The following is a 19,918-nucleotide window of genomic DNA, read 5'->3' as shown; positions in this document are numbered from 1 at the left end:
TTCTATCATAAAGGACAATCATCCTTTTACATACTCATTATTCGCAATTTTCTTTTCCTTCTTAAACCCAATTCATCATTAATACCATTAATAAGGTTACATTTATGTTCCATTCCTTACGAATATTTACCAGTGCCCTATGTAATAAATTACTGGCCGATTGATAATTCACATTTAATATTGCTGCTATTTCATCTATATTTAAGCCATGATGGTATTTTAAAAACAAAGCTTCTTTTTGCCGGGAAGGCAAAATATTTAACAGTTTATTAAGATGCTCAACTTTAGCTACGGTCAATTCATCGGAAATTAATTGTTGTTCTACTGAAAAATCAAGCAAAAAAGTAACAGCATCCATAGATGTTGCTTTGTTAAAAACCTTATCACGCTGTTGCAAACGCACAATACGTTTACGTACACATGATAATAAATAAGCTTTTACAACCACAGTGTCACTAAGGCTGTTTCTATAAATCCAGATATCTGTAAAAACATCCTGAACACAATCCTGAATTTTCTCGGCATGTGGAGAAAAGGAATTCCCATATTGAATTAAATTACCATAATACCTCTTAAAAAGCGTAGAAAAAGCTTTCTCGTCTCCTGCTTTTAAATCTTGCCACAGCTTATTATCATCAAGAACTCCGGTATGTAAAATGTGATTTTTCAAACTCAAAAATTAATTATTTATATTTCATCCCATCCTTTCGGGCTTTATTCTTGGGTAAAAAGAGCTGCTGTTACAAAACAACAACTCTTTAAAACACTACCAACATATGACTAACCAAATCATACTATAAAGCTTCTTTATACATAAAGGACTTATTTTTTATTATATACTCATTAAATTATAACTTTTTTTTTATTTAATACAAAAATAACCGACAATCATTATTATTGTTACTAAAATAAAAGAAACACATGATGAAAAAAAATTGAAATTATTAAATGAAAATTATTTTTTAATAAAAAATAATTGCTAATTTAGTATATTTATGCAAAATAAATATACATGGAAATAATCAGCTGTCCAAAATGCCAAAATAACAAAATTGTAAAAAGTGGTGTTATCAACGAAAAACAAAGGTATCTGTGCAAAAGCTGCAACTATTTTTTTACCGTAAATAAAGTTGGAAAAAAAATTGATGATTACTACGTAACAAAAGCTTTACAGCTCTATCTTGAAGGATTGAGCTATAGAGAAATCGAAAGAATCATAGGAGTGTCTCATGTAAGCATTAGCAACTGGATAAAATCTTTTAATATAAAAAAGCCAATCAATTCTAATTACCATCCTACTTATAAAATACTAAACCATTTAGAATTAATTGAATATATAAAAAACAAAGAAGCCCTTTCAGGAGCCGGAATGATTATCACCGAATTAGGAGATAAATTTATGCTTATAAAATGGGAACGTTTTAAAAAATAACTATAGCATTAACATATATATATAGCCTATTTTTTTTTATAATTAAAAAAACTGAATTTGGTATTCTATTTAACCTTAATTAACCTTAATTTTTTTAAACCACAATGGAACAGATCTTAAAAGACACCACTGCTAACCCGGCACCATTAGGCCTTTTTGGCTTCGGAATGACAACCATGTTATTGAACATCCACAATGCAGGATTCTTTGAATTGAATTCGATGATTATGGGGATGGGAATATTTTTTGGAGGAACTCAACAAGTTATTGCAGGAATTATGGAATGGAAAAAAGGAAATGGTTTTGCTATGGCCGCTTTTACTTCTTATGGTTTCTTTTGGATCTCTCTTGTTACCTTATGGCTGCTTCCATTAATAGGAGTTACAAAACCAGACGGCGCTTCAATGGGATGTTATTTAGGGATATGGGGCTTATTCACACTGGCTTTTTTCGTTGGAACACTAAACGGAAACACTATAGGAAAACTTATTTTTGGTTCCCTTGTAATTTTGTTTGCTTTATTATCAGCAGCCAGTTTTACAGGAAGCGAACAAATTCATACCATTGCTGGTTATGAAGGGATATTATGCGGATTTTTTGCTTTTTATGAGGCAGCCGCAATTGTTATTAATGAAAAATCAGGTAAACAGCTGTTACCTTTATAAAATAAACAGTAAAAACACAACACAATAGTCTTGTAAAACCAAGACTATTGTGTTTCATTTCTATGAAAAAAAGACATGAGCAAAAACTAATTATCCTTTCAATGCTAATGATTTTAGCATTGAACATTCCGCTTATCCTTTTATTTGACAGTTCTAAACCGTTATTTGGTTTTCCTGTTATTTACATCTATCTCTTTTCGGCCTGGTTATTTTCTATTGGTACAACCTACTTAATTATCAAAAAATATTATGAGTAGTCTTGGGCTTTTAATCATCCTGGCCATCTATGTAGTAATCCTTTTTTATATTGCGCATTGGTCTGAAAAAAGAAGCCATTCAAAGTGGACTAACAATCCTTATATTTATTCTTTCTCTTTAGCCGTTTATTGTACGGCCTGGACCTATTATGGAAGTATTGGCTTAGCAGCAAAATCAGGCTTAGATTATTTACCTATTTATCTGGGTCCTATTATTATTATTCCTACCTGGATTATTATCCTTAAAAGAATCATCCGGATTTCCCGAATCAATAAAATAACCAGTATAGCCGATTTTATTTCACTACGCTATGGCAATAGCCGTTCGCTGGGAGCTGCTGTAACCTTAATATCTATTTTTGGAATTGTACCTTATATTGCACTACAACTCAAAGCCATTTCAGATACTTTTCATATTGTAACTAAAACGCAGGCAAGTTCTAATATTTTTAGCGATAACACGACTTATATTTGTGTTGCCCTTGCTTTATTTGCCTCTTATTACGGGAATAAATATGTGGATGCTTCCGAAAAAAGACGCGGAATTGTAACTGCTATTGCCATTGAATCCATATTAAAATTAGTTTTCTTTTTAATTATTGGGGTTTATGTAACCTATTTTGTTTTTGATGGTTTTGACGATATTTATGCTAAAGCTTCCGTTTTAGAAAATTTTGATAAAAAAAACACTATCGGTCCATTGAGCAATGGGATTAACTGGTTTTTCCTGTGCCTGATTTCTATGTTTGCTATTTTTATTCTTCCCCGACAGTTTCATACTTCAATAGTAGAAAACAATCAGGAAAAACACATTCGTACAGCCATCTGGTTGCTCCCGCTCTATTTATTGCTGTTTAATATTTTTGTATTTCCTATAGCCTGGGGAGGAAATATTCTTTTTGAAACACAAGGTCTCAATTCCGACACTTATTCTCTATTAATACCGCAACATTTCAACAATAATTTTTTAACTACCTTAGTCTTTCTGGGAGGGTTTTCGGCTGCTATTTCGATGATTATCGTTTCTTCAATAGCCTTGGCAACTATGCTGAGCAACAACCTTTTAATTCCATATGGATTTATTGGCTCATTAGAAAACATTTCACCGGAAAAGAATACCAAACGAATTGTACTTAGTCGTAAAATAGGGATTTTTTCACTTATTATTTTAGCTTATATTATTTATCGTGTATTTGTTTTAGACTACACTTTAGTTTCTATCGGACTGGTTTCTTTTGTAATAATTGCCCAGCTGGCACCTGCTTTTTTTGGTGCATTATTCTGGAAAAGAGGTTCTAAAAAAGGAGCTTTAACCGGTATTATCCTTGGATTTTTAATTTGTTTTTACACCTTATTAATTCCGTATGCTATCGGAACCACGCAGTCAGCAAGCACTTTTGTACAGGAAGGCCCATGGGGAATTGCATTGTTAAAACCCTTTCAGCTTTTTGGATTGGATTATTTAGATCCTATTCCGCAAGCCGTTTTCTGGAGTTTATTAGTTAATTTCATGAGCTACATCGCTGTTTCAGTAAGCTTTAGCGGAAATTACAGAGAACGCAATTATGCCGAGATGTTTGTAGATATTGACCGCTATATTACCAATCATGAAAATGCCTATGTATGGAAAGGAACGGCTAATATTTCGGATATTGAAAAAATCCTGGAACGTTTTCTGGGTATCGAAAGAACAAAACGCGCACTGACAATCTTTAATTTAAAGTACAATATTGATAAAGACAATAAAATAGCAGATGCCCGTTTTATAAAATTTGCCGAAAATTTACTCACCGGGCATATTGGTACGGCTTCCGCCAAAATTGTTATTTCCAGTGTTGCCAAAGAAGACAAAATAAGTCTGCCCGAAGTACTGCGTATTCTCGAAGAATCGAAAGAAAATATTATAATTAATAAGAAGCTAACGGAAAGTTCGAATGAACTTAAAAAAATTTCCGAGCAACTGCAGGTGGCTAATCAGGAACTCATTAACAAAGACATTCAAAAAGACGAATTTCTGGATACCGTAACTCACGAATTAAGGACTCCTATAACAGCTATCAGAGCCGCAACTGAAATACTTCATGATGATGAAAATATTCCCACAGAAGTACGCCAAAAATTTTTACAAAACATCATTTCCGAATCGGATCGACTTAACCGTTTGATTGACAAAATACTGGATTTAGAAAAATTCGAAACCGGAAAACAAAAAATCTACCTTTCTAAAAACAACATTTATAACACTATAGAAAGCACTTTGGAATCATTACAACAATTGATTACAAACAAAAACATAAAAATAAAATTTGACAATAAAAAGCACGAAATAAAAGCATTTTATGACGAAGAACGTATCATTCAGGTACTGCACAATCTTCTTTCAAATGCTATAAAATTTTGTGATGATACAGCAGGAGAAATCAGCATTAATATTAGTGATGACAAAGATTTTATTACGGTCAGCATTCATAACAATGGCAAGGAGATAAAACCGGATGATCTGGAAGCGGTTTTCGACAAATTCTATCAATCCCGAAATCAAAATATTAAAAAACCCATTGGAAGTGGCTTAGGTTTAGCTATTTGCAAAAAAATAATCGAACATCATAAAGGAAAAATATGGGCCAAAAGTTCTGTTGATAACGGAACAACTATTATTTTTACATTACCCAATTACAACACTGCTGAAAAATGAAGAAAATATTAATAGTCGACGATGAACCTAATATAGTGATGTCACTGGAATATACTTTTAAGAAAAATAATTTTGAAGTATTTATTGCCCGCGACGGACAGGAAGCACTGGATATTTTAAAAAACCAACTTCCGGATATCATCATTCTGGATGTAATGATGCCTATGGTTGACGGTTACAGCACATTAGAACAAATAAAACAGGAACCCCGATTAGAAAATTGCAAAGTGATTTTCCTTTCGGCTAAAAACAAAGAAAAAGATATTGAAAAAGGGCTTTCACTGGGTGCTAATTTATACATCACCAAACCATTTTCACTCAAAAAGCTTGTTGAACAAGCACAGGAATTATTAAACTAACAAAACTAAATATATACAAAATTATGAGTCGCTACAAAATAAGTAATTTCGAAGAATACTTTAAAGAATACAAAAAATCGATAAAAGACCCTAAGAAATTTTGGGACAAAATCGCTTCTGAAAACTTTACCTGGTATCAGGAATGGGATAAAGTGGTTGATTTTAATATGGCTGAAGCCGAAATAAAATGGTTTACAGATGCTAAGGTAAATATCACTAAAAACTGTATTGACCGTCATCTTGCTAAAAAAGGAGATAAAACAGCTATTATTTTTGAACCTAACAATCCGGATGAAGCGTCACAAGCTATTACCTACAATGAATTACACCAGCGTGTGAGCAAAATGGCCAATGTTTTATTGAGCCAGGGAATCAAAAAAGGAGATCGTGTATGTATCTATTTACCAATGATTCCTGAATTAGCCATTACTACTCTTGCCTGTGCCCGTATTGGAGCTATTCACTCGGTAGTTTTTGCCGGTTTTTCAGCATCAGCAGTAGCCAGCAGAATTAATGACAGTGAATGTAAAATGGTGATTACCTCAGATGGCGGATACCGTGGCAATAAAACCATTGATTTAAAAGGAATTATTGACGAGGCTTTAATTAATTGTCCATCGGTAGAAAATGTTTTAGTGGTTAACCGAATCAACGCTGCCGTTCAGATGAAAGAAGGACGCGACCACTGGCTAGCACCTTTATTAGAAAAAGCATCCGATAACAACACTGCTGAAATTATGGATGCCGAAGATCCATTGTTTATACTTTACACTTCGGGTTCCACAGGAAAACCTAAAGGGATGGTGCATACCACAGCAGGTTATATGGTGTATACCGCTTATACGTTCCAAAATGTTTTTAATTACGAAGAAAATGATATTTTCTGGTGTACTGCCGATATTGGCTGGATTACCGGACATTCATATATCTTATACGGACCGTTATTGAATGGGGCTACAACGGTAATTTTCGAAGGCGTTCCTTCTTATCCGGATTTCAGTCGTTTTTGGGAAGTGATTGAAAAACATAAAGTAAATCAATTTTATACAGCACCTACTGCTATCAGATCTTTGGCTAAAGAAAGCTTAGATTATATTCAAAAATACCCTTTAAGCACATTAAAAGTCATAGGTTCAGTAGGAGAACCTATTAATGAAGAAGCCTGGCATTGGTACAATGACCATGTGGGCGGAAAACGTTGCCCAGTTGTAGACACCTGGTGGCAAACGGAAACAGGAGGAATTCTTATTTCTCCAATACCATTTATTACCCCTACAAAACCCACTTATGCCACTTTACCGCTTCCTGGAATTCAGGCCGTTTTAATGGATGAAAAACGCAATGAAATCGAAGACAATCAGGTAGTAGGAAGTTTGTGTATCAAATATCCATGGCCGGGGATTGCCAGAACTATCTGGGGCGATCATCAACGTTATAAAGATACTTATTTCTCTGCCTTTCCAGGCAAATATTTTAGTGGTGACGGAGCTTTACGCGATGAAGTAGGTTATTACAGAATCACCGGTCGTGTGGATGATGTGGTGATTGTTTCCGGACACAATCTGGGAACTGCACCTATTGAAGATGCCATCAACGAACATCCGGCTGTTGCCGAAAGTGCCATTGTGGGATTCCCTCATGACATTAAAGGAAATGCACTTTACGGTTTTGTAATTCTAAAAGAAACAGGTGAAAAACGGGATAAAGAAAACCTTGCCAAAGAGATTAACCAGCATATTTCGGCTCATATAGGACCTATTGCTAAATTAGATAAAATTCAGTTTGTTTCCGGATTGCCAAAAACACGTTCCGGCAAAATCATGCGTAGAATTCTTCGTAAGATTGCCGAAGGTGATTATTCTAATTTTGGAGATACAACTACGTTGTTAAATCCTGAAATCGTAGAAGAAATTAAAAATGGTAAAATCTGATTTTTCAATCAGATATTCATAAATAACCCAAAGCTGCTCATTAAACCGGGCAGCTTTTCTTTTTTATAAGAATTATTTAAACATCATCAATAACCTGAATGGTTTTATTTTTACTACATTCGTTTAAAATCAGTTTTTCGTCAGCTGCTGTTTCATGAATAGCCCATTAAATTTCCAAATCTAAGCTTTGTTTATGCTACTGCTCTAATTTTCTATTTTATGAATACTGAATTACATCCATTAATACAAAGAATAGAGCCTCCTTTTTGGTTTTCAGGAATGCACAATCCCGAACTGCAGCTTCTTTTTTACGGAAATAATATTGCGCAGTGCCAAATTACAATTCCCAACAGCAGTGCAATTACAAATGTAAAACGTACCGAAAATCCTAATTTTATTTTTGTAACCATCGATACCCAAAAGATAGCTGCAAATGAAATTGATTTTATATTTAAACAAAAAGATAAAACCACTTTTATTCAAAAATATGAATTAAGAACACGAAGAAAAGGTGCATCACTTCGTAAAAGTTTTGATTCCTCGGACACCATTTATCTTTTAATGCCTGACCGTTTTGCTAACGGAAATAAAAACAATGATAACGACAAGTTTACCACCGAAAAATACAACAGGGATTTGCCCGGAGGAAGACATGGTGGCGATATCGAAGGAATTATTCAACATCTGGATTACATTCACTCATTAGGCATAACAACCATTTGGAGTACTCCGCTGTGTGAAGACAATGATGCTGAATATTCTTACCACGGCTACGGACAATCAGATGTTTATAAAATTGATCCGCGTTATGGGACTAATGAAGATTATACTCGTTTAGCAAGTGAAATCCATCAGCGTGACATGAAATTAGTCATGGATTATGTAACCAATCACTGGGGACTACAACACTGGATGGTAAAAGATTTACCTACCGCTGACTGGATTCATCAATTTGAAAATTATACTGAAACCAATCATAAAAGAAGCACCATAAGTGACCCTAATGCTTCTGAAATTGACCGAAACACCTGTATTAAAGGATGGTTTGTCCCTTCAATGCCTGATTTAAACATCGTAAATCCGCTGGTTTTTAATTATTTGGTTCAAAATGCGATTTGGTGGATTGAATATGCCAATTTAGACGGACTTCGAATCGATACTTATAACTATTCCGAACCTCAATATATTTCAAAATGGACTAAAGCCATTACCAATGAATATCCGGATTTTAATCTTGTAGGCGAAATCACCATGCGTAATCAGGGACTTCTCTCCTATTGGCAAAAAGACAGCCCGATAGGGAAAATTCAGAATTTCAATTCTAATTTACCCAGCGTGATGGATTTTGCACTTTTAGATGCTTTCCAAATCCTTTTTGATGAAGATGATGGCAGCTGGGATCGAGGAGTTACCAGAGTGTATGATATTATTGCCCGGGATTTTTTGTTTCCAAATGCGAATAATCTATTGATTTTTGCCGAAAATCACGACAGCAAACGCTTCAATCAGATTTACAATAATGATATTCGAAAATACAAAATGGCAATGTGTATGCTTGCCACTTTACGAGGAATTCCACAGTTATATTACGGCTCTGAAATTGGTATGTCCGGAGATCAACATTTAGGTGATGCCGATATTAGAAAAGATTTTCCAGGTGGCTGGGAGGATGACGAAAACAATGCCTTCAATCCCGAAACACGCTCCGAATGCCAGAATGCGTACTTTGATTTTACTTCCAAATTATTTCATTGGCGAAAGACCAATGATGCTGTACATTTTGGAAAAACAACGCATTATATTCCGGAGCATAATGTGTATGTTTATTTTAGATACAATCTGTTAAAAAGTGTCATGGTAATCATCAACAACAATCCGGAAAATCAGGAAATCAGCACCTTGCGATTTAAAGAAAATATTGGTGATTATAAAACAGGAAAAGACGTTTTAACAAATGAAATGTACAATCTGGAAAACGCTATTGTTATCGAAGGTAAATCGGCTTTAATTTTAGAATTAGAATAACATGCCTGGATTTACCCTAAAAATTCAAAAAAAATAAAAAGTTCCTACTTTGTGAACCTTGCGTAAAACTTTGCGAACTTTGCGATTAAAAAACTTTATGCTCAAAATAGGTCATCGCGGTGCAAAAGGTTACGAACCAGAAAATACTTTAATTGCTTTCGAAAAAGCGATTCATTTAGGCGTTGACGGGATTGAACTCGATGTTCATTTAAGTTCTGACAACGAATTAATTGTTATCCACGATGAAACCGTCGACCGAACTACCAATGGTAAAGGCAAAGTAAATCAATTGTCTTTAAAGGAATTGAAAGCTTTAAAAATTGAAAATACAGCAGAAATACCCACTTTAACCGAAGTATTTGATTTAGTGAATCAACTGTGTTTTATCAACATTGAACTTAAAGGTATTGGAACTCCTAAGCCGGTAATTCAATTAATATCTCGTTACATTTCAGAAAAAAATTGGGATTACAACCATTTTCTCATTTCCAGTTTTGATTGGAAAATGCTCGAAGAAACCCATTCATTAGACCCAAAAATCAAAATTGGTGTTTTGACCGAAGAATCCATTGACAGTGCTTTGGCTTTCGCCAAAAAGATAAACGCTTTTGCTATTAATCCCTATTATAAATTATTATCAAAAGAAAATGTAATTTTGATGCAACAAAAGGGATTCGAAATTTATCCTTGGACAGTAAATTCGGAAAATGCCATTCAAAAAATAAAAACATTCAACGTAAACGGAATTATCTCTGATTTTCCAGATAGAATTTTCTTTTAAACCATTAAGGACATTAAGTTTATTAAATAAATCATTTTATTTATGACTAAAAAAGAAGTAACCCAATTATCGTATGAAATTATTGGATATGCCATAAAAGTTCATAAAAAACTAGGTCCTGGCTTGTTAGAAAAAATATATGAAGAATGTTAATGAGTATCCCACAAGGACTACTCATCAACTTCAATACAACCAACATAACAAAATCTTATAAACCATTAATAAATGACTATTTTTCAAGACTCGCAGACGACTAAAACCTCTTAATGATTTAAAAAAATATTTCATACAGAGCTTAATATTCCTTAATGGTAAAAAAAACTTAACTAACCTTAACTCTCTTAATGGTTTATAAATGAATTCAAAATTTGACATTATAATTGTTGGCGGTGGCGCAGCAGGATTTTTTACAGCCATTAACATTGTAGAAAAAAATCCAAAACTAAAAGTAGCTATTTTAGAACGCGGTGCCGAAGTATTGCAAAAAGTACGCATTTCAGGCGGTGGTCGTTGCAACGTAACCCATGCTTGCTTTGAACCTAACGAATTAGTCAAATTTTATCCTCGTGGTGAAAAAGAATTAAGAGGTCCTTTTCATCAATTTTGCTCAGGCGACACCATAGAATGGTTTGAAAAACATGGAGTAGAATTAAAAATTGAAGAAGACGGCAGAATGTTCCCTGTTTCAAATTCGTCTCAAACTATTATTGATTGTTTTCTAAAAGCAACTCAAAAATTAGGCATCAGTGTGCTAACTGGACAAGCAGTACAATCGATTTTTAATTCTGAAATTTCGGGAGAAAATCATTGGAAAATAGAAACTCAAAACGAAAATTATTTAGTTGGAAAACTCATCTTAGCAACAGGCAGCAATCCAAAAATATGGGAAATGCTGCAACAGCATGGTCACGCAATTGTAAGTCCGGTTCCTTCGTTGTTTACGTTCAATATTAAAGATGCAAGAATTAAAGAACTTCCCGGAGTTTCAGCACAGGTTTCGGTGAAAGTAAAAGACACAAAATTAACATCAACTGGTCCGTTATTGATTACTCATTGGGGAATGAGCGGCCCGGCAATCCTGAAATTATCAGCTTGGGGAGCCCGCATTTTACATGATAAAAACTATCAGTTTAGCATTTTTGTAAATTGGTTAAATGATGTGGACACAGAAGAAGCTGAACAACAATTAAAAGATTTAAAGCAGGATCATGCTAAAAAAACGGTTTCTAAAAAATCACCTTTCGAACTAACTAACCGGCTTTGGGAAAGTTTAGTTCTCGCTTCCGGAATTTCCATAGAAACCAAATGGGCTGATTTGTCTAAAGTTCAGATTCAAAACCTGGCCGGACAACTCACGAATGCCAGTTTTCAGGTCAATGGGAAAAGTACTTTTAAAGATGAATTTGTTACTGCTGGCGGAATTGATCTTAAAGAAATCAATTTCAAAACCATGGAAAGCAAACTACACGAAAATCTCTATTTCGCAGGTGAAATCGTCAATATTGATGCTATCACAGGAGGATTTAATTTCCAAAATGCATGGACCAGCGGATTTATTCTGGCCAATGCGATTTAACAAAAATTTACGCTGAACATCAGGAATACTTTCGACAAAAAAAAGTAATTTTACTTACAAATTAATTTACAATGAAAGTAAAATTGCTGCTTATTCTGTTCGTCTTTGTTAGTCAAATAACATATTCCCAAGCCCACAAACTGCTTAGAGGAAAAGTGATGTCTGATAATTTTTTCCTTCAAAATGTTGATGTAATTAATAAAAACACACAAACAGGCACAAGAACTAACGAAAAAGGAGAATTTATACTATCAGCAAGTGTAAATGACAGTATTCTTTTTTACGTAAAAGACTATACTTTAAAAGGAATAAAACTCAGTTTACAGGATTTAGAAACCAATAATATTATTGTCAGAATTGAAAAAACTCCCGAAGAACTGAAAGAAGTTATTATTCATCGGGTGGATATTGATTGGGGATTAGATAAAAAATGGGAACAACAAAAAAGTGAAGAAGCAGGAGTTCGCAGAAGAGCAAATGCTTTAAAAGTTCAAGGCGTAAATAATGGTACGATTGAAAACGGGATGGATTTTGTAAAAATCGGAAAAAAACTAGCTGGATTATTTAAAGGAAAAGACGAAAAAGAAATTCCTGAAAGAGAATTTAAAGAACTTGCTACAAGCAGTTTTGACCAAAAATTCTATACCGAAACGTTACAATTAAAAAAGGAAGAGATAAATGCCTTTCTTACTTTTTGCAATTTTGATCCGGAATCTAAAAAAACCTTATCTGAAAATTCAAATGATCTTATATTAATGGATTTTCTTTATAAAAAAAGTATTGAATTCAGAAAAATACACGCTGCTAAATAAGTCAGATTAATTATTTCAAAATGGAAAAACCTTTAGTTGACAAGGAATACTTACTTGAAAAATTTCCTGGAAAAGGCGGCTGGACGTATGCCGTTATACCTGAAATAGTACAAGATAAAAAAGCTCCTTTTGGCTGGGTAACCGTTAGTGGAAGTATTGATAATTATGAGTTAAAGAATTACAAGTTAATGCCCATGGGAAATGGCAAACTATTTCTTCCATTAAAAGCTGCTGTTAGAAAAAAGATAAAAAAAGAAGCTGGTGATTATGTTAAAGTCATTTTATACAAAGATGATTCTGCTATTGAAATCCCGGATGAATTAGCACTTTGTTTAAAAGACGAGCCCGGAGCTTATGAAATCTTTACCAACTTAACTAAAGGAACTCAAAAAGCTTACATTGACTGGATTTATGCAGCAAAAAAAGACCAAACCAAAGTAGACCGGATAGCCAGTACAATTAACCAAATCATTAAAGGAGAAAATTGAAGTTTTATTTACAAAAAATAAATTAACAAGACTTTACATATTTAGTAAGTTTTCATTAAGAAGAATCTAATAATTTTACTTTCAAGCTATTAGACCAAACCTATGAAAATAAAACTACTCAGCACCTTCGTTCTTTTCAGTTCTCAGATTAGTTTCTCACAAACCATAAGTGGAAAAATTGTGTTTAACAATTATACTATTCCAAATGTAGAAATCATAAACTCAAACTCCAGAACACTTTGTATTTCTGATGCTAATGGCAACTTCTCAATTACTGCAAAAATGGATGACACACTCCTTTTTATAGCAAAAAACTATGAGCTAAAAAAAATCATTGTCAATCCTTTTATTACAAATGACAAGAATTTAATCATTGAATTAACATTAAAAGCGGAAGAATTAAAGGAAGTAGTCATCACTAAAATACCGTCTATAAAATTAAGTAAAGATGCAAAGTACGAGCAAGAAAAACTAGCTCAATATGCTTTAGAAAAAGCAGCGAACAGACCAAAAGTTATTGGTGTAAATATGGGTACCATTGACAACGGAATCGATTTTATTGCTGTTGGAAGTCTGTTGGGAGGATTATTTAAAAAAGAAAAAGAACCGGTAAAAAAAGAGAGACCCACAATTCCTTTTAAAGACTTAGCTAAAACAAGTTGTGATCAAAGCTATTTCCTTGAAACTTTGAAGTTAAAACCAGATGAAATCGAATTATTTCTTGAATTTTGCGATGCAGATCCCAATTCAAAAAACATCGCAACATCAAACAACACCCTAGTAACGATGGATTTTTTGTTTAAAAAGAATCTGGAATTCAAAAAGTTACACACTCCTGAATAGATTATTACTACTTATTGAATTTGATTTTGAAATTGCTATTGAAATTGTTATTGCTATTGCATTTTTATCGATTCAACCACCAGATACTTATATTCAAAACTGCAGCAAAACTTACCCACGCCAAATAGGGAATAAATAAATAGCCTGCAATTTTATTGATTTTAGAAAATTGCAAATAGGTTTCATAAATAAACAGCCAAAGCACGATTATTTCTAAACCGGCCAACATAGGGTTGTGTAAACCAAAAAACAAATACGACCACAGTGCATTTAAAGCTAATTGAATTGCAAAAAGAATCAAGGCTTTTTTAACCAGTTCTTTTTCGAAATCGATTCGGTTCCAAACCAGTCCCGCAGCAACTCCCATCATAATGTACAGCATACTCCACACCGGAGCAAAAACCCAGTTAGGCGGATTGAAACTTGGTTTTTCTAAAGTTGGATACCAATCTGTAATGGCAGAACGAGTCACCGTTCCGGAAAAATAACCAATAGCTAAACACGTGACAACAACGATGAGTATTTTAGTGATTTTATTCATTTTTTTCTTTTTTTCAAAAATAATCAAAAACTTTATACTGATTGAACAAATAAAGAAATGTATGAATAAATCAAAAAAAGTATCTTTGCGAAAATTTTATCATTCATGTTTACAGCAAAGGATTTTATTCCCACTTCATATTCTCAAACTTTAGAAAGCGGTCAGTTTCAATGGAGCGCTCCCAGCAATATTGCCTTAGTGAAATATTGGGGAAAAAAAGCAGATCAAATTCCGGCTAATCCATCAGTGAGTTTTACTTTAAACAACTGCAAAACGATTACCACATTGGCATTCGAGAAAAAAATTAATCCTGATAATTTCTCTTTTGATTTACTATTTGAAGGAAAACCTAAAGAAGATTTCAAACCCAAAATTCAGAAATTCTTCGAAAGGATTGAAATCTATTTACCTTTTTTGAAAGACTATCATTTTACGATTGACACACAAAACACATTTCCGCATAGTTCAGGAATTGCTTCCTCGGCATCCGGAATGGCTGCTTTAGCAATGAACCTGATGAGTCTGGAAAAAGTTTTAAATCCGGAGATGAGCGAGGATTATTTTTATCAAAAGGCTTCGCTTTTAGCACGATTGGGTTCAGGAAGTGCTTGCCGAAGTGTAAAAGGAGAAGTTGTAGTTTGGGGAAATCAAGCTAATATTGAAGGGAGTTCGGATTTCTTTGGAGTTGAATTTCCATATACAATTCATGAAAATTTCAAAAATTACCAGGATACTATTTTGCTTGTTGACAAAGGCGAAAAACAAGTTTCGAGTACTGTAGGACATGACTTGATGCACAATCATCCTTTTGCCGAAAGGCGATTTGAACAGGCACATGAAAACCTGGATAAACTGATTGGGGTTTTTGAAAATGGAAATCTGGAAGAATTTATTAAAATAACAGAAAGCGAAGCACTCACTTTGCACGCCATGATGATGACCTCGATGCCTTATTTTATATTGATGAAACCCAATACACTGGAAATCATTAATAAAATCTGGAAATTCAGAGCTGAAACTAAAAATCCGGTTTGTTTCACACTGGATGCCGGTGCAAATGTGCATGTTTTATACCCAAAGACACACAAAGAGACTGTATTGCAATTTATTAAGGACGAATTAGTTGGCTATTGTCAAAATGGGCAGTACCTTTGTGACGAAATTGGAAATGGAGCACATCAAATAAAATAATTTATTAGTATCTTTAATAAAATTTAGATAATGGATATTCAATTAGAAAAATTAGAATTGATAAAATTATTGGCAGAGACCAATGATGAATCTATTATTACATCCATTAAAAATATTTTTAATTCAAAGAAAAAAGATTGGTGGAATAATTTAAGTGAAGAACAACAAAATATTATAAATGAATCTTTAGAAGAATATGAAAAAGGCAATTTTTCTTCATTTGATGATTTTATAAAACCTCATCTTTAAAGATGAAAAGAGAAGTTGTAATTACTCCTAAAGCTAAAATTGAAATTGAAGAAATTTTCAACTATTTAGAAGCAAAATGGAATAATGAAATAAAAAGAAAATTTTTAAATAAGATTAATTCTGCAATACAACTAATAGTTGAAAATCCGGAATTATTTCAATTTCAAACATAAATAAAAAGATTAGAAAGGTAGTTATTACTAAACAAACGAGTTTGTTTTATCATTTCAACTACAAACAGATTGTTATAGTTGCTGTTTTTGACACCAGACAAAACCCAAATAATTGAAAGATTTAAAATAAAAATATGAAAGGACCTTTATTTTACTCAAAAATATTACTCTTTGGAGAATATGGAATTATTCGTGATTCTAAAGGATTGTCCATTCCTTATAATTTCTATAACGGAGCCTTAAAAAAAGAAGAAAAACCTTCGGCAGAAGCCATCGCTTCTAATGCCAGCTTAAAACGTTTTGCTGATTATTTAGGAAAACTGGAAAATGAGCAGGCAAATTTGGTTTCTTTTGATTTAAAATCATTAAAAAATGACATTGATACCGGAATGTATTTTGATTCCAGTATTCCGCAAGGTTATGGTGTAGGAAGCAGTGGGGCACTGGTAGCGGCTATTTATGATAAATATGCTCAAAATAAAATCACGGTTCTTGAAAACCTTACCCGTGATAAATTATTACAATTAAAAAATATTTTTGCCCAAATGGAGAGTTTTTTCCACGGAAAAAGTTCCGGATTAGACCCTTTAAACAGCTATTTGAGTATCCCTATTTTAATTAATTCAAAAGATCATATTGAAGCAACGGGAATTCCTACTCAAAGTTTTGACGGAAAAGCTGCTGTTTTTTTATTAGACTCGGGAATTATAGGAGAAACTGCTCCTATGATTAATATTTTCATGGAAAATCTTAAAGACAAAGGTTTCCGTGCCATGTTGAAAAATCAATTTGTAAAATACACTGATGCTTGTGTAGAGAATTTCCTTGGTGGTGACATGAAATCCTTATTCACCAATACTAAAAAATTATCCCGGGTAGTTTTAAGTCATTTTAAACCAATGATTCCCGAACAATTTCATGAAATTTGGCAAAAAGGAATTGAGACTAATGATTATTATTTAAAATTATGCGGCTCTGGCGGCGGTGGTTATATTTTAGGATTTACAGAAGATTTAGAACGTGCGAAAGCTTCGTTGAAAGACTACAAATTAGAAGTAGTCTACCAATTTTAATTCTTATTCCCTATTTCATTTACATACAAACCAGAATATTTGTTGATTCTGGTTTTTTTATGCAAAAAAACAACTGCTCTCAAATTAAAGTATTGAACATAAACCATAAACCATTTTTATTCTATTTGAAGAATGGACAAATTCTTACTTTTAAAACATAAAAATACCGTATCTTTAGCTACTGTTTTTTTTTAATAATCTAAAAAAACACTATGCTTAAAACTACTTTTTTAAAAAAAATTAAGCTCAGTCATTCTCTTACTCCTCTGCTCATAGTAGCTATATCATGCACTTTGTTGATTGTCACCAATTTTTTTACAATCAAAATACTATCTTCCTCAAGAGCTTATATCAATGGAGAATCTCTTTACTCTAAAGGACAAAAAGATGCTACACGTCATTTAATAACCTATCTTTTTACGAAGGAGAATAGTGAATGGCAATTATTCAATCAGGAATTAAATGTCCCTAAAGGAGACAAAATTGCCCGGATAGGACTCCTCAACAATGCCCCCATTGAAAACATCGAACAAAGTCTTAGAGCGGGAAGAAATAGTCCCGAGGATTTTGATGATTTAATATGGCTTTTTAAAAACTTTAGAAATGTTTCCTTTTTTGCAAAAGCCATAAAAGAATGGGAAGAAGCAGATAAATTAGTGGAAGAATTAGAACAAATTGGCAATATTGTCAACCAAAAAATCATCAGCAATAATTTAAGTAATCAGGACAAGGAAGTTATCTTAAAAAAAATAAAAGTAATAAGTAGCAAACTCACTTTAAACGAACGTCTTTTTTCGGAAACCTTAAGTTCCGGAAGCCGTCTTGTTAAGGATATTTTATTGGTAATTAACTTTTTTCTTATCTTACTAATAATAGGAAGCGCCAGTATTTATTATATGCTAATGATTAATAAATTAAGACGTTCTAAGCAGGAAATAGAAGAAACTAATAAGAACCTAACTATTGCCAACAAAGAGTTAGATAAATTTGTGTACAGTGCATCACACGACTTAAGATCTCCTATTTTATCTTTAAAAGGATTAATAGAAATTATGAATACTGAAAATGACATGACTCAAATAAGAAACTACTTAGAGCTCATGCAAGAAAGTCTTGATAAACAAGATCAGTTTATAAAAGATATTATTGATTACTCCAAAAATAAAAAGACTAAAACGACACTCTCTAAAGTGAATTTGAACCAAATTATTGAAGAAGCAATTGTTCAAAATCAATATCGTGAGGAATTCAAACGCATCAATATTAGCAAAGAATTAAATATTGACAGCATTTATAGTGATGAATTAAAACTAAAAATCATCATCAACAATATCCTGACAAATGCTATCAAATATTCAGACACACAAAAAGAATCACCTTTTATAACTATAAAAACCTATCAGGATAAAGATTATATTTATATTTCAATTGAGGATAATGGAATAGGTGTAAAAAAAGAATATCAAAATAAAATATTTGATATGTTTTTTGTGACTAACAACGATAATAAGGGATCGGGTTTAGGCTTATATTTAGTAAAAGATACTATTGAAAATCTAAATGGAACCGTTGAAATCACATCGGAAATTAATTTGGGCACTAAGTTTACAGTAAAAATACCCAAAAAACAGGAAGTTGTTGCCTGATTCTTCTAATCCAAAAAATAAAAATACTAAACCGCTTCTTTTTTAGTTCTTTTTAAATAAATCAAGCTCGTTTTAAAAACAAACCATTAAATTTGATGAAAATAATATCGGTTTAGAACGAATACTAGTAAGAGAAGTAAAAAATATGTTAAGTAGAAAAAACAAACTTTTAGCGTTAAAAATTATCAGTTTGTTCTCTGTAGTCAGAGGTTATAACATTCCAATTATTATTTTAGCACAATACCTGTCGGCTATATTTATCCTTGCTCCTGAGATTCGGGCATTAGATATACTGCTTGATTTTAATTTATTTTTAATCGTATTTGCTTCTTCTGTGACTATCGCTTCCGGTTACATCATTAATAATTTTTACGACAGTCGGAAAGATTTGATTAATCGTCCTAACAAGTCTATGTTGGATCGTTTAGTAAGTCAAAGCACAAAGTTGAAGGTTTATTTTACGCTGAATTTTATTGTAGCTGTAATAGCCTTATTTATTTCATGGCGTGCTTTTTTATTCTTCTCTGTTTATATTTTCCTAATTTGGTTTTACTCGCATAAAATAAAAAAACAGCCCTGGATAGGCAATCTTATGGCAGCATTTTTAGCTATTCTTCCTTTCTTTGCGATCTTGTTGTATTATTACACCCGTTTACCTTTGTATGAAATAGAAACCTATAAAAGACAGTTTGCCGTAATTTCGGCACATGCCGCTTTTTTGTTTCTTTTATTACTTATTCGCGAAATGATTAAGGATTTAGAAAACATAAAAGGTGATGTAACTGATAATTACAGAACCATTCCTATTATTTATGGAGAACAATTCTCTAAAAAAGTAATTAGTTTTTTGAGCCTCCTTACCTTGTTCCCTATTTATCTTTTAATCGAAATTTATGATGTAGGTTATATGGACATTTATTTTTATTTCTGTCTGATAACCCTAATCTTTTTTATAAAATATTTATGGAAATCTAATTCAAAAGCTCATTTTTTACTGCTTCATAACGTACTTAAATTTCTTATTGTTGCAGGAGTATTTTGTATTATGCTTATTAATCCAAGCATTTTATGGCACGGAAAAAAATTATTTATGTCGATTTAGTCCATAGATAACATTTCCTGCTATAAAGAAAACCAAAAACTAATTAAAACACCTTTAATTAAGTAGTTATCGTTTTCTG

At 32.7% G+C, this 19,918-nt stretch carries 21 protein-coding genes; 19 read left to right on the top strand and 2 right to left on the bottom strand.

The annotated features are described in order from the left end of the window. Positions 1–61: 61 nt before the first annotated feature. Entirely contained in the window at positions 62–670 is a 609-nt protein-coding gene (locus BUB89_RS08950; protein ID WP_073244154.1) for an RNA polymerase sigma factor, read from the bottom strand. Positions 671–1,012: 342 nt separating this feature from the next. Here BUB89_RS08950 and BUB89_RS08945 point away from each other — a divergent pair, with 342 nt between their 5' ends. The 13 genes from BUB89_RS08945 to BUB89_RS08885 all read left to right on the top strand — a co-directional run bounded on the left by BUB89_RS08945 (position 1,013) and on the right by BUB89_RS08885 (position 13,864). Continuing rightward, positions 1,013–1,432, top strand: coding sequence for an IS1/IS1595 family N-terminal zinc-binding domain-containing protein (locus BUB89_RS08945; protein ID WP_073244152.1), 420 nt, complete (start codon positions 1,013–1,015; stop codon positions 1,430–1,432). 104 nt (positions 1,433–1,536) lie between these two features. Next, a complete protein-coding gene (locus BUB89_RS08940) occupies positions 1,537–2,097 on the top strand; it encodes an acetate uptake transporter (RefSeq protein WP_073244150.1) in 561 nt (186 codons plus the stop codon). 62 nt (positions 2,098–2,159) lie between these two features. Further along, positions 2,160–2,354 carry a hypothetical protein gene (locus BUB89_RS08935; RefSeq protein ID WP_073244148.1) on the top strand — a complete coding sequence of 65 codons (195 nt, stop codon included), beginning with the start codon at positions 2,160–2,162 and terminating at the stop codon, positions 2,352–2,354. Further along, complete coding sequence (locus BUB89_RS08930; RefSeq protein ID WP_073244147.1) at positions 2,347–5,049, top strand: ATP-binding protein; 2,703 nt, start codon at positions 2,347–2,349, stop codon at positions 5,047–5,049. Before BUB89_RS08935 ends, BUB89_RS08930 begins: the two co-directional genes overlap by 8 nt. Continuing rightward, complete coding sequence (locus BUB89_RS08925) at positions 5,046–5,408, top strand: response regulator transcription factor (protein ID WP_073244145.1); 363 nt, start codon at positions 5,046–5,048, stop codon at positions 5,406–5,408. Before BUB89_RS08930 ends, BUB89_RS08925 begins: the two co-directional genes overlap by 4 nt. A gap of 23 nt (positions 5,409–5,431) precedes the next feature. After that, positions 5,432–7,339 carry an acetate--CoA ligase gene (gene acs, locus BUB89_RS08920; protein ID WP_073244143.1) on the top strand — a complete coding sequence of 636 codons (1,908 nt, stop codon included), beginning with the start codon at positions 5,432–5,434 and terminating at the stop codon, positions 7,337–7,339. 219 nt (positions 7,340–7,558) lie between these two features. Continuing rightward, positions 7,559–9,364 carry a glycoside hydrolase family 13 protein gene (locus tag BUB89_RS08915; protein ID WP_073244141.1) on the top strand — a complete coding sequence of 602 codons (1,806 nt, stop codon included), beginning with the start codon at positions 7,559–7,561 and terminating at the stop codon, positions 9,362–9,364. A 97-nt stretch (positions 9,365–9,461) separates the two neighbouring features. Further along, a complete protein-coding gene (locus tag BUB89_RS08910) occupies positions 9,462–10,145 on the top strand; it encodes a glycerophosphodiester phosphodiesterase (RefSeq protein ID WP_073244139.1) in 684 nt (227 codons plus the stop codon). Between the two features lie 42 nt (positions 10,146–10,187). After that, positions 10,188–10,298, top strand: coding sequence for a GxxExxY protein (locus BUB89_RS18370; protein WP_373862908.1), 111 nt, complete (start codon positions 10,188–10,190; stop codon positions 10,296–10,298). A 202-nt stretch (positions 10,299–10,500) separates the two neighbouring features. Next, complete coding sequence (locus tag BUB89_RS08900) at positions 10,501–11,721, top strand: BaiN/RdsA family NAD(P)/FAD-dependent oxidoreductase (RefSeq protein ID WP_073244137.1); 1,221 nt, start codon at positions 10,501–10,503, stop codon at positions 11,719–11,721. A 158-nt stretch (positions 11,722–11,879) separates the two neighbouring features. Beyond that, positions 11,880–12,533: a hypothetical protein gene (locus BUB89_RS08895; protein WP_141384380.1), complete on the top strand. Its 654-nt coding sequence runs from the start codon at positions 11,880–11,882 to the stop codon at positions 12,531–12,533. Positions 12,534–12,553: 20 nt separating this feature from the next. Continuing rightward, entirely contained in the window at positions 12,554–13,021 is a 468-nt protein-coding gene (locus tag BUB89_RS08890) for a YdeI/OmpD-associated family protein (protein WP_073244133.1), read from the top strand. A gap of 102 nt (positions 13,022–13,123) precedes the next feature. Further along, positions 13,124–13,864, top strand: coding sequence for a peptidase associated/transthyretin-like domain-containing protein (locus BUB89_RS08885; protein WP_073244131.1), 741 nt, complete (start codon positions 13,124–13,126; stop codon positions 13,862–13,864). A gap of 64 nt (positions 13,865–13,928) precedes the next feature. Here BUB89_RS08885 and BUB89_RS08880 read toward each other — a convergent pair whose 3' ends face one another. Then, positions 13,929–14,405 (bottom strand): TspO/MBR family protein, encoded by a 477-nt coding sequence (locus tag BUB89_RS08880; protein WP_073244390.1) that lies wholly within the window; start codon positions 14,403–14,405, stop codon positions 13,929–13,931. Between the two features lie 105 nt (positions 14,406–14,510). Here BUB89_RS08880 and BUB89_RS08875 point away from each other — a divergent pair, with 105 nt between their 5' ends. The 6 genes from BUB89_RS08875 (at position 14,511) to BUB89_RS08850 (ending at position 19,839) form a co-directional block, all read left to right on the top strand. Beyond that, positions 14,511–15,596, top strand: a complete 1,086-nt coding sequence (locus BUB89_RS08875; protein ID WP_073244129.1) for a diphosphomevalonate decarboxylase — start codon at positions 14,511–14,513, stop codon at positions 15,594–15,596. Between the two features lie 30 nt (positions 15,597–15,626). Then, complete coding sequence (locus tag BUB89_RS08870; protein WP_073244127.1) at positions 15,627–15,845, top strand: hypothetical protein; 219 nt, start codon at positions 15,627–15,629, stop codon at positions 15,843–15,845. Positions 15,846–15,847: 2 nt separating this feature from the next. Beyond that, positions 15,848–16,018 carry a type II toxin-antitoxin system RelE/ParE family toxin gene (locus tag BUB89_RS17870; RefSeq protein ID WP_083552631.1) on the top strand — a complete coding sequence of 57 codons (171 nt, stop codon included), beginning with the start codon at positions 15,848–15,850 and terminating at the stop codon, positions 16,016–16,018. Positions 16,019–16,152: 134 nt separating this feature from the next. Beyond that, positions 16,153–17,091 (top strand): mevalonate kinase family protein, encoded by a 939-nt coding sequence (locus BUB89_RS08860; RefSeq protein ID WP_073244125.1) that lies wholly within the window; start codon positions 16,153–16,155, stop codon positions 17,089–17,091. A gap of 212 nt (positions 17,092–17,303) precedes the next feature. Next, a complete protein-coding gene (locus tag BUB89_RS08855) occupies positions 17,304–18,737 on the top strand; it encodes a sensor histidine kinase (protein WP_073244123.1) in 1,434 nt (477 codons plus the stop codon). Between the two features lie 145 nt (positions 18,738–18,882). Further along, on the top strand, positions 18,883–19,839 hold the full coding sequence (locus BUB89_RS08850) for a geranylgeranylglycerol-phosphate geranylgeranyltransferase (RefSeq protein WP_073244121.1): 957 nt from the start codon (positions 18,883–18,885) through the stop codon (positions 19,837–19,839). Positions 19,840–19,918: the final 79 nt, after the last annotated feature.

The organism is Flavobacterium flevense, from assembly GCF_900142775.1.
Lineage (GTDB): Bacteria > Bacteroidota > Bacteroidia > Flavobacteriales > Flavobacteriaceae > Flavobacterium > Flavobacterium flevense.
The sequence above is the reverse complement of the archived record's forward strand: the minus strand, read 5'-3'. Positions and strand labels throughout refer to the sequence as shown.

Bases quoted from the DNA above. Each gene is read 5' to 3' on its own strand.
- BUB89_RS08945 (WP_073244152.1), top strand. From the start codon at position 1,013: ATGGAAATAATCAGCTGTCCAAAATGCCAAAATAACAAAATTGTAAAA.
- BUB89_RS08885 (WP_073244131.1), top strand. From the start codon at position 13,124: ATGAAAATAAAACTACTCAGCACCTTCGTTCTTTTCAGTTCTCAGATT.
- BUB89_RS08900 (WP_073244137.1), top strand. From the start codon at position 10,501: ATGAATTCAAAATTTGACATTATAATTGTTGGCGGTGGCGCAGCAGGA.
- BUB89_RS08850 (WP_073244121.1), top strand. From the start codon at position 18,883: ATGTTAAGTAGAAAAAACAAACTTTTAGCGTTAAAAATTATCAGTTTG.
- BUB89_RS08910 (WP_073244139.1), top strand. From the start codon at position 9,462: ATGCTCAAAATAGGTCATCGCGGTGCAAAAGGTTACGAACCAGAAAAT.
- BUB89_RS08860 (WP_073244125.1), top strand. From the start codon at position 16,153: ATGAAAGGACCTTTATTTTACTCAAAAATATTACTCTTTGGAGAATAT.
- BUB89_RS08925 (WP_073244145.1), top strand. From the start codon at position 5,046: ATGAAGAAAATATTAATAGTCGACGATGAACCTAATATAGTGATGTCA.
- BUB89_RS08875 (WP_073244129.1), top strand. From the start codon at position 14,511: ATGTTTACAGCAAAGGATTTTATTCCCACTTCATATTCTCAAACTTTA.
- BUB89_RS08935 (WP_073244148.1), top strand. From the start codon at position 2,160: ATGAAAAAAAGACATGAGCAAAAACTAATTATCCTTTCAATGCTAATG.
- acs (WP_073244143.1), top strand. From the start codon at position 5,432: ATGAGTCGCTACAAAATAAGTAATTTCGAAGAATACTTTAAAGAATAC.
- BUB89_RS08940 (WP_073244150.1), top strand. From the start codon at position 1,537: ATGGAACAGATCTTAAAAGACACCACTGCTAACCCGGCACCATTAGGC.
- BUB89_RS08870 (WP_073244127.1), top strand. From the start codon at position 15,627: ATGGATATTCAATTAGAAAAATTAGAATTGATAAAATTATTGGCAGAG.
- BUB89_RS18370 (WP_373862908.1), top strand. From the start codon at position 10,188: ATGACTAAAAAAGAAGTAACCCAATTATCGTATGAAATTATTGGATAT.
- BUB89_RS08880 (WP_073244390.1), bottom strand. From the start codon at position 14,405: ATGAATAAAATCACTAAAATACTCATCGTTGTTGTCACGTGTTTAGCT.
- BUB89_RS08895 (WP_141384380.1), top strand. From the start codon at position 11,880: ATGTCTGATAATTTTTTCCTTCAAAATGTTGATGTAATTAATAAAAAC.
- BUB89_RS08890 (WP_073244133.1), top strand. From the start codon at position 12,554: ATGGAAAAACCTTTAGTTGACAAGGAATACTTACTTGAAAAATTTCCT.
- BUB89_RS08915 (WP_073244141.1), top strand. From the start codon at position 7,559: ATGAATACTGAATTACATCCATTAATACAAAGAATAGAGCCTCCTTTT.
- BUB89_RS17870 (WP_083552631.1), top strand. From the start codon at position 15,848: ATGAAAAGAGAAGTTGTAATTACTCCTAAAGCTAAAATTGAAATTGAA.
- BUB89_RS08855 (WP_073244123.1), top strand. From the start codon at position 17,304: ATGCTTAAAACTACTTTTTTAAAAAAAATTAAGCTCAGTCATTCTCTT.
- BUB89_RS08930 (WP_073244147.1), top strand. From the start codon at position 2,347: ATGAGTAGTCTTGGGCTTTTAATCATCCTGGCCATCTATGTAGTAATC.